This window comes from Mesorhizobium subarcticum (assembly GCF_055456085.1).
Genome location: NZ_CM144237.1, coordinates 5142402 through 5154451 on the forward strand (window position 1 = coordinate 5142402; position 12050 = coordinate 5154451).

General features: G+C 62.6%; 12 protein-coding genes and 2 tRNA genes. 7 read left to right on the forward strand and 7 right to left on the reverse strand.

The window, feature by feature from the left end:
* Positions 1-5: 5 nt before the first annotated feature.
* Complete coding sequence (locus tag ACZYHG_RS25130) at positions 6-1244, reverse strand: M20 metallopeptidase family protein (RefSeq protein WP_464610830.1); 1239 nt, start codon at positions 1242-1244, stop codon at positions 6-8.
* A complete protein-coding gene (locus ACZYHG_RS25135; RefSeq protein ID WP_464610831.1) occupies positions 1231-2409 on the reverse strand; it encodes a M24 family metallopeptidase in 1179 nt (392 codons plus the stop codon). Before ACZYHG_RS25135 ends, ACZYHG_RS25130 begins: the two co-directional genes overlap by 14 nt.
* A gap of 223 nt (positions 2410-2632) precedes the next feature.
* On the opposite strand from ACZYHG_RS25135, the gene ACZYHG_RS25140 reads away from it, so the two are divergent.
* From ACZYHG_RS25140 to ACZYHG_RS25165, 6 genes are all read left to right on the forward strand, one after another.
* Positions 2633-3799 carry an ROK family transcriptional regulator gene (locus ACZYHG_RS25140; RefSeq protein ID WP_464610832.1) on the forward strand — a complete coding sequence of 389 codons (1167 nt, stop codon included), beginning with the start codon at positions 2633-2635 and terminating at the stop codon, positions 3797-3799.
* A complete protein-coding gene (locus tag ACZYHG_RS25145) occupies positions 3796-4560 on the forward strand; it encodes an ATP-binding cassette domain-containing protein (protein ID WP_464610833.1) in 765 nt (254 codons plus the stop codon). Before ACZYHG_RS25140 ends, ACZYHG_RS25145 begins: the two co-directional genes overlap by 4 nt.
* A gap of 38 nt (positions 4561-4598) precedes the next feature.
* A complete protein-coding gene (locus ACZYHG_RS25150) occupies positions 4599-5639 on the forward strand; it encodes a sugar ABC transporter substrate-binding protein (RefSeq protein WP_464610834.1) in 1041 nt (346 codons plus the stop codon).
* Positions 5640-5756: 117 nt separating this feature from the next.
* A complete protein-coding gene (locus ACZYHG_RS25155) occupies positions 5757-6752 on the forward strand; it encodes an ABC transporter permease (protein WP_464610835.1) in 996 nt (331 codons plus the stop codon).
* Positions 6753-6782: 30 nt separating this feature from the next.
* A complete protein-coding gene (locus tag ACZYHG_RS25160; RefSeq protein WP_464610836.1) occupies positions 6783-7553 on the forward strand; it encodes an SDR family NAD(P)-dependent oxidoreductase in 771 nt (256 codons plus the stop codon).
* A gap of 137 nt (positions 7554-7690) precedes the next feature.
* The gene (locus tag ACZYHG_RS25165; RefSeq protein ID WP_464610837.1) at positions 7691-7921 is read left to right on the forward strand and encodes a hypothetical protein; all 231 of its coding nucleotides are present in this window, start codon (positions 7691-7693) and stop codon (positions 7919-7921) included.
* An 88-nt stretch (positions 7922-8009) separates the two neighbouring features.
* Here the strand turns inward: ACZYHG_RS25165 and ACZYHG_RS25170 are convergent, their stop codons facing one another.
* Together ACZYHG_RS25170 and ACZYHG_RS25175 are read right to left on the reverse strand one after the other, a co-directional pair.
* Positions 8010-8828: a M15 family metallopeptidase gene (locus tag ACZYHG_RS25170; RefSeq protein ID WP_464610838.1), complete on the reverse strand. Its 819-nt coding sequence runs from the start codon at positions 8826-8828 to the stop codon at positions 8010-8012.
* Positions 8829-8907: 79 nt separating this feature from the next.
* Positions 8908-8983: transfer RNA gene (locus ACZYHG_RS25175), tRNA-Val, on the reverse strand.
* 217 nt (positions 8984-9200) lie between these two features.
* On the opposite strand from ACZYHG_RS25175, the gene ACZYHG_RS25180 reads away from it, so the two are divergent.
* A tRNA-Asp gene (locus ACZYHG_RS25180) sits at positions 9201-9277 on the forward strand.
* 214 nt (positions 9278-9491) lie between these two features.
* On the opposite strand, the gene rbsK is transcribed toward ACZYHG_RS25180, so the two are convergent.
* From rbsK to ACZYHG_RS25195, 3 genes are read right to left on the reverse strand one after another with little or no spacing between them, the layout of a single operon-like run.
* The gene (gene rbsK / locus ACZYHG_RS25185; RefSeq protein ID WP_464610839.1) at positions 9492-10421 is read right to left on the reverse strand and encodes a ribokinase; all 930 of its coding nucleotides are present in this window, start codon (positions 10419-10421) and stop codon (positions 9492-9494) included.
* A 4-nt stretch (positions 10422-10425) separates the two neighbouring features.
* On the reverse strand, positions 10426-10878 hold the full coding sequence (locus ACZYHG_RS25190) for an RbsD/FucU family protein (RefSeq protein WP_464610840.1): 453 nt from the start codon (positions 10876-10878) through the stop codon (positions 10426-10428).
* A 41-nt stretch (positions 10879-10919) separates the two neighbouring features.
* Positions 10920-11975 (reverse strand): ABC transporter ATP-binding protein, encoded by a 1056-nt coding sequence (locus ACZYHG_RS25195; protein ID WP_464610841.1) that lies wholly within the window; start codon positions 11973-11975, stop codon positions 10920-10922.
* Positions 11976-12050: the final 75 nt, after the last annotated feature.

The window sequence follows — 12050 nt, forward strand, 5'->3', positions numbered from 1 at the left end:
TTTGATCAGCCGGTGCTTTCCGATTGCGTCGACAGAAATCTTGTCGCCGCCACAACCAGGGTCGCCGCGCCAACCTTCAAAGCGGCCTCATCGACGCGAAATTTGGGATGGTGAAGCGGAAAGACCGAGCCGACCGCCTCGTTGCGAATGCCGAGCCGGAAATAGACCGATGGACGCTTCTCGCTGAAGTAGCCAAAGTCGTCGGCGATGGTCCATCCGGGCGTGTTGAGGACGTTGTCGGCGCCGATACAGACCTTGCCGCTGGCTACAATCAGCTCCGCCATCTCGCGATCGTTGACGACCCCAGGTTCACCCCTATGGATATCGAGCTGCACGCTGGCGCCGTGGCTTGCGGCTATGCCCTCCAGGATTTCGCGAACGCGCCGCCATGCCCGCTCGCGGGTTGCGTCGCTGCCGCTGCGAATGGTCCCTTTCAAAGCGACCTTGCCGGCGATCACATTGTAGGCGCTGCCGCCATTGATGCCGGTGACTGAAATGACCAGCGGATCGTAAGGATCGATCTCGCGCGACACGATCTTCTGCAGCTCGCTTACCATGGCGCAGGCCACGGCAATCGCATCGACGCCCTCATAGGGCTTTGCCGCATGCGCCGCCTCGCCGGTGACAATTGCATCGAACGTGTCGCACGCCAGCGTGTAGGGACCTGAACGGACCGCGATCTTGCCGGATGGCGTGTAGGGATCGACATGAAGGCAGATCGCTGCATCGACATCGTCGAGCAACCCCTCTTCCACCACCCGCTTGCCGCCAGAGGGCAAGTCCTCCTCGGCCGGCTGGAAGATGAGGCGCACGGTGCCGCCAAAATCGGCCCTTGATCGATGCAGATGCGCGGCGACCGCGAAGCCCATGGATGCGTGGGCGTCATGACCGCAGGCATGCATGACGCCGGGATTGGTTGACGCATAATCGACGCCGGATTCTTCCTCGATCGGCAAGGCATCGATGTCGGCGCGAATGGCAATCTTTCGGTTCGACGGCTTGCCGGTGCCGACAATATCGACGGCCAGGCCAAAGCCCGCGACGTCGCGAATGTCTGATATCCCCTCGCCGGCCAGCATCTGCCTGAGATAATTCTGCGTGTTGGCTTCGCGGTTCGACAGTTCCGGATTGCGGTGCAAATGGCGGCGGATCTCGATCATCCGGTTGAGGATGCCGGCGTCGATATCGACTGCACCGAGACTGGCAACGCCGCCTGCCATGGCCGACCCCTCAGGATTTGACATGGATCTCTCGCGGAAACCTGGTCAGCGTCTCATGGCCGGTTTCGGTGACCAGGATGGTCTCGCTGATCTCGATCCCCCAGCCATCCATCCACATGCCGAGGATGGAATGAACGACATTGCCGGGCTGAAGCACCGTCTTGTCGCCTGGCCGCAGGCTGATCGTGTGTTCGCCCCAATCCGGCGGATAGGCGACGCCGATGGAATAGCCGATGCGCGATTCCTTCTTCAGTCCGTAGCGCTGGATGACTTTGCGCCATGCACCTTCGACCGCCTCGGCAGTCGTTCCCGGCCTTACCGCGTCGAGCACCGCGTCCATGCCCTCGATCACCGCCTTTGCCGTGTCCGCGACACGCGTCGGCGTCTTGCCGAGCTGCATCGTTCTCGCCAACCCGGCCGCATAGCGGCGGCAGACACCGGCAAGTTCGAGTGCAATCGTTTCGTTATCTCCGAACCGCCGGTCGCTCCACATGATGTGCGGCGCGGAAGCATTCTCGCCGCCAAGAATGGTCGGTGGAAGAGCGGTGATGTCGCCGGCGAAATCCGGGCTGCCGGCGATCTGCGCCGCCTGGATGGCGGCAATCGCATCGCACTCGCGCACGCCCGGCGCGATCACCTCGAAGGCGCGCGCGACCGCAGTCTCGGCCAGCGTCGACGCCTTGCGCAGATAGACTATCTCGGGCGCCGATTTGACCGCACGGATCCAGTTCACCAGCAGATCGGCGTCGTGCCATTTCGCATTGGGAAGTCCGGCGACCAGCCTGGCATGTGCCTTGGGCGAGAAATAATAGGCCTCGAGTTCGATACCGATGTGCCTGACACCCCAGCCCTTGGCGACGATCCAGCTCGCGATCCAATCCATGGGATGGCGATCGGCCCGCTGAACATGATCTTCCGGGAAACCGACCACGTTTTCGGGCTTCATCCAGGCCGTCAGAAGACCGCCGGCCGCATCCATGGCCCGCCCGATCCAGACCGGCTCGACCTCCTCGATCGGAATCAGCACCACCTGCGGCGCGTAGAATGACCAGCCATCATAGCCGGTGATGTAGTGCTGGTTGGCAACGTCGTTGACGATGAGGAGTTCGAGACCGCGCTTCGCCATCTCGGTGCGGATCTTGCGAAGCCGCTGCTGGTATTCGTCGCGGGCAAACGGCAGTTCGATCATCTCTACTCCATGCCTTGGTGGGTCAACGGTTACGAGGTTTGCTCACCCTTGAAGCGGTTTTGTCATGGCGGCAATCGGCCAAGGGCGACAGGTGAACAGGTCCTGGGCCGAGTGCGACCTGTGGCCTTCCCCGGGCTGGGATGCAGCTTTCAATTTATTTTTGAATTCCATTTGACTGAATAAATCTTTGATGCGAACCTTGGGTTAACTGGGGGCGCAAGGCATGGCATTGCGAGGGACCAATCAGGAGTTCGGGCGGCCGTACAACCGGCGCATCGTGCTTGAGTCCATCCGCCTGCACGGACCGATCGCCCGCGGCGAGATCGCCAGCCGCGTCGGGCTTACCGTCCAGACAGTATCGACCATCGTTCGCGAACTGGAAGAACAGGGGTACATCCTCTCCGTGCGTGAGGAGCCGAAGGGGCGCGGCCTGCCGCCGGCGACGCTGCGGATCAATCCCGAGGGCGGCTATGCTGTCGGCATCCACATCACCCCTCTCGGCATCAATGCCGCCTTGATCAATTTGAGCGGCGACGTGATCGAGAGCAGCTATCGCGAGGCCCCGAACGCGACGCCTGACCATGCCTTCGACCTGATCGGCGCGATGGTGATTGAATTGACCAGGTTGCGGGCTGGAGGACGCGTTCTTGGGGTGGGCCTGGCGCTGCCCGGTCCGTTCGGTGTCGAATCCATGAGTTTTGTCGGCCCGACCACCATGACCGGCTGGAAGGATGTGGCGCTGCGCGAGCGGCTGGCGGCGTCGACCGGACTGCCGGCCTTCTTCGAAACCGATATGGCGGCGGCGGCCATGGGCGAACGGCTCTACGGCCTCGGTGCCCAGTTCTCTGACTATTACTATCTCTACTTCGGCGTCGGCCTCGGTGGCGCCATGGTGCATGATGGCAGCGTGCAGCGTGGCGCCTGGGGAAATGCCGGTGAGGTCGGGCATATCCCTGTCGTTCCCGGAGGCGAGGCTTGCCCTTGCGGCAACAGCGGCTGTCTCGAAAGATACCTCTCGCTGGAAGCGCTCCGGCGCTGGAATGGCTCAGAGGCCGATTGGGTCGCGGACGTCGCGCCGATCTTTCGCAATGCCATCGCCGTCATCGAGAACCTGTTCGACCCTGAAACGGTCATCCTTGGCGGGCTGGCGTCCACCGATCTGCTCGAACGGCTGGCGGGTTCGACTAACGGCCTGCACAACTCCGTCTCGGCGCGCAAGGACCGCACGACGCCCCGGGTCATGGTCGCACGCGGCGGGCAGCATTCGGTGTTGCGCGGTGCTGCCGCCCTTGCGGTTTCCGGAGTGCTGTCGCCGCGCTTCGGCCAGATGTTCGCTGCCGAGCGCGAACGCGGCCGCGATCCCCTCGCGGCCAAGGAGATAGCCGCATGAGCGAACCGCTGCTGGTGCTCGACAACGTCACCAAGAACTACGGCGCGATCGAAGCGCTGAAAGGGATCAGCTTCTCGATCGGCAAGGGCGAGGTGGTGGCGTTGCTGGGCGACAACGGCGCCGGCAAGTCGACGCTGGTCAAGATCATATCAGGCGGACTGGAGCCGACCTCGGGCCGCATGCTGTTCGAGGGCAAGGAGTTTTTGGCGAGGTCACCCGCCGAAGCGAAGGCGGCTGGCATCGAGACTGTCTACCAGGACCTGTCGCTTTGCACCAATGTCGACGTGGTCGCCAATTTCTTCATGGGCCGCGAGATCACCAGGAAGGTTCTTGGCATTCCGGTGCTCGACGAGCGCGCCATGGAGGCGGTCGTCGAAAAGGCGCTGGCCAGCGCCGGCACCCGTATCCCTTCCCTGCGCACCAATGTCGAGCACCTCTCGGGCGGCCAGCGTCAGGCCATCGAGCTCAACCGCTTCGTGCACTGGGGCGGCAAGCTGGTGCTGCTCGACGAGCCGTTTGCCGCCCTTGGCGTCGAGCAGACCCGACGCGGTCTCGACATGATCCGCCAGGTGGCGAGCCAAGGCATCGGCGTCGTCATCATCACCCACATCATGCAGCAAGCCTTTCAGGTCGCCGACCGGATCGTGGTGATCCGGCAAGGCGTCGTGGCGGGCGATGTCGCACGCAACAAAACAAGTCCCGATGCGGTGATCAACATGATCACCGGAGAGACGCTTGCCGGTGCCGGACCGGCGGGCTGAGGGACAAGAGGGGTCCGGCTTAACAGGGAGCCAACGACATGAAGCGAATACTTCTTGCTGTCTTCGGCATCCTGGCACTGGCCTTTGCCACGCTCACGCCGGCATTCGCCCAGTCCAAGGGTGTCGTCTATTACATGGTGCCGACGCTGCTCGACGAGTTCCAGACCGGCTCGGTGAGCGCGCTGGAGCTGTTCCTCAAGCAGACCGGCTATGAGATGAAGACGCTGAACGCCGACAACAAGACCGACGCGCAGCAATCGCAGATGAACGACGTCATCGCGCTCAAGCCGGCGGCGATCATCCTGGCCGCGGTCGATTTCAACGCGCTTAAACCGTCGATCGAGGCCGCACGTGCCGCCGGCATTCCGGTGGTCGAGTTCGACCGCCAGATCACCTCGACGCCGTCCGACTTCACCTCGGTCGCCGGAACGGTCGAGATCGGCTATGTCGCGGCCGACCAGGCCGAGAAACTGCTGAAAGCCAAGAACGGCTCGGTGAAGGGCAAAGTCCTGCAGGTGCTGGGCGACCCCGGCGACCCCTACACGCTCGACATCCAGAAGGGTTTTGAGGAGAAGATGAAGGCGTTTCCGGACGTCAAGATCATCTCGCTGCCAGCCATGCAGTGGGAAGCCAGCAATGCCGGCACCATCGTCGCCGACCAGATGCTGGCCAACCCCGACATCGACCTGATCTTCAGCCACGCCGCGCACCTTTCGGTCGCTGCCGTCGCCTCGCTCGAGGCCGCCGGCAAGAAGCCGGGCGACGTCATGCTGATGAGCTCGAACGGGGCTCCGGTCGGCCTCGACCTGATCCGTAAGGGCTGGCTCAACGTCGAAGTCGAGCAGCCGCTCTACGCGCAGGCCGCGGCCGTCGCCATGTTCATGGACAAGGTGGTCAAGAAGCAGGAAATCAAGCCTGGCGAATATGACGTGCTTGGCCTGAAATCGACCGTCACCAAGGAAACCTGGGGCCCGAACATCAAGATCCCGGGCGCCGCCATCACCAAGGAAAACGTCGGCAATCCGGCCTTCTGGGGCAACCAGAAGCCGCCGACGGACACCGTCAAGTCAGTCGAATAGGCACGCTGCCTGAAATGCTCCGGGCCATCTCGGTCCGGAGCCAACTCTCAGCAATTCCAATCCGCGCATGATCCCTGTGAGAATCGTTCTCCGGTCATGCGCCAGCCGGATCAGCCCATGAACCCCCGCACCCGCCAAGCCCTGGAGTTCGTTCTCGACAACCTCGTCTGGTTCATGCTGCTGTTCGTGCTGGTGGTGTTTTCCATCTTCATCCCGAACTATTTCCAGCTCGGCATTTTCGCCAACATCATCGAGGCGTCGAGCGTGCTCGGCGTCATGTCGATCGGCCTGGCGCTGGTCATCATCGCTGGTCACATGGACCTGTCGGTCGAATCGGTGGCGGCGCTCAGCGCCATGGCGGTCGGCATTCTGTTCTGCTCGTCGGGCATCGGCATGGGCGTCCAATTGCACCCGGAATGGCTGATGGTTCCGGTGTCGCTGCTGCTGGCACTGGCCGTCGGCGGCCTGATTGGCGCCTTCAACGGCTATCTGGTGGTCAAGGTGAAGATGAGCGCCTTCATCATCACGCTGGCCTCCTACATCTGGGTGCGCGGCTTGGTGCTGGTCATTTCAGGCGGCCGCTCGGCGCAGGATCTGGCACCGGCAATCCGCTGGTTCGGCATCCAGCGGCTGATCGGCCTGCCGCTCACCGCCTGGATCGCCATCGCCTGTTTCGTGATCTTCTCGCTGATCATGGCCAAGACGCCGTTTGGCCGGCACCTGGTGATGATCGGCGGCAACGAGACGGCAACCTTCCGCGCCGGTATCCGGGTGAACCGCAACCTCATCATCGCCTTCGTGCTTGCCGGCGCCATTGCCGGCCTCGCCGGCTGGCTGCTGGCGATCCGCACTTCCGGCGCCACCGCCAATCTCGGCGTCGGCCTGCTGTTCAACGCCTTCGCGGCGGTCGTCATCGGCGGCGTCAGCCTGAAGGGCGGCGTCGGCACCCTGCCCGGCGTCTATGCCGGCGTGCTGCTGCTGTCGGCCATCAACACGGCGATCAATCTGATGGGGCTGCCGGCCAACTTCACCCAGGTCATCCATGGCCTGCTGGTGCTGGCCGCCGTGCTGCTCGACGCATTCAAGCAAACCATTCGCCAAAGACTCGCGTGACAGGAGGACTCGCATGACAGGAAGGCGGGCATGACCGGACGACTGAAAGACAAGGTGGCGCTGATCATCGGCAGCGCGCGCGGCATCGGCAAGGGTATCGCGCTGCGCTTCGCCGAGGAAGGCGCAAAGCTGGTGCTCGCCGACAGCGAAGCCGAAGCCGGGCAAGCGACCGCGGACGAGCTCGGCGTCCCCTTCATCCGCACCGATATCTCATTGATGGCCGATGCCGAAGCGGCCGTGAAGCTGACGCTCGAACGATATGGTCGCCTCGACATCATCGTGCAGAATGCCGGCATCTATCCCTGGCAGTTGATTGAGAACACCAGCGTCGATGATTGGGATCGCGTGATGGCGGTCAATCTGCGCGGCACTTTCAATGCCACCCGCGCGGCACTGGTGCCGATGAAAGCGCAGCACTCCGGGCGCATGCTCTACACCTCATCCATCACCGGCCCGCATGTCACCAGCCCCGGCCATGGTCACTACGCGGCGACCAAGGCCGGCATCAACGGCTTCATCCGCTCGGCGGCGCTCGAGTTCTCCGGCTACGGCATCACCGTCAATGGCGTCGAGCCCGGCAACATCCTGACCGAAGCCATCCAGCAGCATCGCGGCGCCGCCTATATCAAGAACATGGAGGATTCCATCCCGCTCGGCCGGCTCGGCAGCCCGCGCGACGTCGCCAATGCCTTCCTGTACCTCGCCTCCGACGACGCCAGCTACATCACCGGCACGACCATTGTCGTCGATGGCGGACAATTGCTGCCGGAGGGCAAGGATTTCCGGATGGTGCCGCCGTGATCCTTGCCTCGCGGCCACGAACAGGTTGATTCGGCGCTCCACATAGTGACTGGCAAGCATTCCCTCATAGGTTGCATGGAACGTAAGCGCCCCTCAAGGGTTGTTTATCAAGTGCTAATCAAGGGAGGGACTTGAGAATGCCCAACAAACTCAGAACCGATCATATCTATCAGCGGGCTCATGCTTTGGCAGAGGGTGGTATTCACCAGTCTCCAGCCGAGATCGTTGCAGCGTTGCTGGCCGAGGGTTATCCGGAAGCCGCCGAGTTGTTGAACTCCGAAAACATCCGTGCCGACCTTCGCAGGGTTTGTGGTGCGGCAACTGCCAGCGGCCAGCAATGCGCCAGAGATCTGGGGCTTCGTTATTGACGCTCATACGGCGGCATCGGCGAGTTTCGGCATTTCTTTTTTTGGCCGACCAAACGCGCCGCACGGCTGCCCGCCGCCGACGCCTTGATCAGCCGGATTTCTTGTACAACAGCAATTCAGGCCGGTATTCGAAATGCATGGTGTCGTAGTGATACCAGCGGCCGCCCCAGATGAAGCCGTTTTTCTCGAACAGGTCGACGATCGCGAGCGGGATGCGATTCTTGAAGGGAATGTGTGCCTTGGGGTTGGCTTTGTTTCTGTTGTTGTACCAGTAGTCGGAGAAGCCGACATTGATATCGAAGGCTGCCCCGAAAGAGTGGACGCTCAACCGGTCGGTGCCGGCGATGGGCCGCCAGACAAAGCCGCCTCCGGGCTTGAGCCCGTAGCGGCTTAGCTCCGCGGGCATGACCTCAAGGGCATCGGAGACCTTGCCCAGCCGGTCGTTGATGCCAAAGACCCTGGTGACCTGCACAGTCTTCTTGCCGAGTTTCGGCAGCCATTTGACGTTGGCGATGTGCTTGCCCACTTCCGCGGCGCTTGCGCCGTAGAGCTTCTCGAAGAAGGCCTCGTTGCGGATACGGCCGGGATCGAAATCCTCCGCCGGGACCAGCGCGCCAGCACTTGCCTTGGGATAGACGTAGCGAAACATGTCCTCGATGTCGGGCGTCTCCAGCAGCGCGTCGGCGTCACGGGTCTTGCCGTCGTCCCACACCATCGTGGTGCCGTCGGTCCAGGTCAGGACATTGCCCGAGATGGTGAACAGCCCGGGATAGGCCTTGAGCAAGGCGGCCTTGGCGGCCGGCTGGTCCACGCCGTCACCGGCATCTGTCGCATATGCCAAGCGGCCCTGGCCAAAAGTCGCCAGAATGATCATCAGCAGCAGCGTGCATCCCGGACGGCTAACCATTGTCCTGTCTCCTGCAAGGCCCAACAGCAACACTACGCTTCGTCATTGACGCTGCGATAGCCTGATTATGTGACTGGAATGGTGGGCGATGACGGGCTCGAACCGCCGACATCTTCGGTGTAAACGAAGCGCTCTACCAACTGAGCTAATCGCCCGCTCCGGGCGGGACCTTTAAGCGGTCGGGACCGGCTTCGCAAGGCCAAATGAACAGGCGACGCCCTCTTCGCAAGCCGGATTTGCGAACAAAACGCCGGCTGTCAAAAAACCTTCTCCAGTTTGTTGTTATGATGGTTTGGTGCGCTTGACACCCGGTGGCGAACCCCTTATCCAGCGGCCCAACGACGAACACGGCTGACACGTGCTCGTCAATGCGCGGGTGTAGCTCAGTTGGTTAGAGTGCCGGCCTGTCACGCCGGAGGTCGCGGGTTCGAGCCCCGTCACTCGCGCCATTTCTCTCAAGGGTTTCAAACCCTTGGCTTTAGAGAAATGTCGACGTTGAAATGTCAAAAGTCTTTTGAATGAAGCAATTCAGGTCCATCCGGATCTGAATTCGATCCCTCATAAATCGAGCCGCGATCCTTCTCGTCGGCAGGCCGAAAGACAGCTTGTCGCGCTAAGCCGCGCCTCGAGCATTGGCTGCGGCCCACTCTTTCCGATACGTCATTATTCCCTTGCCAGCAGCGCCTCGACCTCCTGCAGCGTCGGCATCGACGGCGCGGTGCCCGGACGCGTCACCGAAATACCAGCCACAGCGCAGGCAAAGCGCACGGCTTGCAGCGGCTCCACGCCTCGCGACAGTGCCGCGGCGAAGCCGCCGTTGAACGCATCCCCCGCACCGGTGGTTTCAACCACCGGCCCGGCACTGATGGCAGGGACATGTTCGGAGCGGTCCTTCGAATGCAGCAGTGCACCCTTGTCGCCCAGCGTGACGATGACCGTGCCGACGCCCTTTTCGAGCAGCTTGTCGGCGGCGCGGCGCGCCTCGTCCACCGAGGAGACTTTCAGTCCCGTCAATTCCTCGGTCTCTGTCTCGTTGGGCGTGAGATAGTCGCAGAGCGTGTAGATACTGTCGGGAAGCTTTGCCGCGGGCGCGGGGTTGAGGATGGTCGTCACCCCTGCCCCGCGCGCGATTTCCAGCGCCCGAAGTGCTGCATCGATCGGCTGTTCGAGCTGCGTGACAAAAACGCCCGCACCGCTGATCAGATCCCTGTTGGCTTCGATATCCTCCGGCGAGATCAGCATGGCCGCACCAGGGCTGACGATGATGGCATTGTTGCCGCTTGCCTCCTCGACGAAGATGTAGGCGGCGCCGGTGTAGCTGTCCGGCGTGTCAATGACGGCGCTTTTCACGCCGGCATCCTTCCAGGTCCGCTTGGCCATGTCGGCGAAGGCATCGACGCCAAGCCGGGTCAGGAAGGTGGTGTCGGCGCCGAGCTTGCCGGCCGCCACCGCCTGGTTCGACCCCTTGCCGCCTGGCCCCAGCTTGAAAGAATTGCCGAGGATCGTTTCGCCCAGGCGCGGCTGGCGATCGGCGCGATAGGCGGTGTCGGCGACGAAGACGCCCAGGATGACGACGGGCTTGCCGGAGGCCATGTTCTTACTCCGCATCCGGCGGGATGACGCCCTTGCGGAAGGCGAAGCAGCCGTAGAATCGGCGCTCGCCGGTCTGGATGACGCAATAGGCCTGTTTGGCGCGCTTGTAGAAGGCGTAACGCTCGACGGAAATCATCGGCCAGGCCTTGCCTTCGGCCTTGTCGATCTCCTTTTGCACTTCCTTCTGCACTGGCGGGATCTCGTCCGGCTTGCCTACGATTTCCATGCGCGCGGCCGAGTCATCGACGAATGTGTCCAAGGGGTAAAGCGACAGCACCGCCTTCACCACCTCGGCGGCCGATGCATCGATGCGCAGCAGCTTGCCATGCACGGTCTGCTTCGCCACCGAATCGGCCGGGAAGTTGGTGTCGGCGATGATCAAATCGTCGCCATGTCCCATCGCCCGCAATGCCTGCAGCACGTCGGCATTGAGCAACGGATGGATCCCTTTGAGCATGATGGTCCTCGTGAAGTCGTTTGAGATCGGAGACGCTGAGATCAGAGACGCTGGCCGGTCTCGGCGTCGAACAGGTGGATCTGGTCGAGCCGCGGCTTCAGGGTCAGCGTGTCGCCCGGCTTGAAGTCGTGACGCTCGCGAAACAGCGCCACCATCTCGCCTTCGCCGAAGCGCAGGAAGACCAAGGTCTCCGAGCCGGTCGGCTCGACCACCGAAATCTTCGCCGGCACGCCATCGGGGTGGATCTCGAGATGTTCGGGGCGAATGCCGTAGACGACGGCCTGCCCATCCTGCGCGGCATTGTCGCCAATCGGGAACAGTGTGCCCGCGATGTCGACGCCGGGCTTGTCTCCCTTGCGCACGACACCCTTGAGCAGGTTCATCGAAGGCGAACCGATGAAGCCGGCGACGAACAGATTGGCCGGCCGATCGAACAGTTCCAGCGGCGCGCCGACCTGCTCGATGCGGCCATCGCGCATGACGACGATCTTGTCGGCCATGGTCATGGCCTCGATCTGGTCGTGGGTGACGTAGATGGTGGTGGTCTTCAGCCGCTGATGAAGCTCCTTGATCTCGGTGCGCATCTGCACGCGCAGCTTGGCATCCAGGTTGGAGAGCGGCTCGTCGAACAGGAACACTTGCGGGTTACGCACGATGGCGCGGCCCATGGCAACGCGCTGGCGCTGACCGCCCGAAAGCTGGCGGGGATAGCGCTTCAGATAGGGGTTGAGGTCGAGGATGTCGGCGGCGCGCTTGACCCGCTCGGCGACCACGGCCGGATCGGTTTTTCGCAATTTCAGAGCGAATGCCATGTTCTGCTCGACCGTCTTGTGCGGGTAGAGCGCGTAGTTCTGGAACACCATGGCGATGTCGCGTTTTGCGGGCGGCAGATGGTTGACGACGCGGTCGCCGATAGCGATCGTGCCGCCGGAGACGGTCTCCAACCCGGCCACCATTCTCAGCAACGTGGACTTGCCGCAGCCCGACGGGCCGACCAGCACCACGAACTGCCCATCGGCGATATCGACGCTGACTTCGTGCAGAACCTTGACGGTTCCAAACGCCTTGGCCACCTTGCTGATCGCGACTTGAGCCATGTACTCCCCTTCCGGCTCCCAATGCCGTAGGCGCAGAAGCTAACCAACGCGACCTGTCAGGGCAAGCCGGTCTCT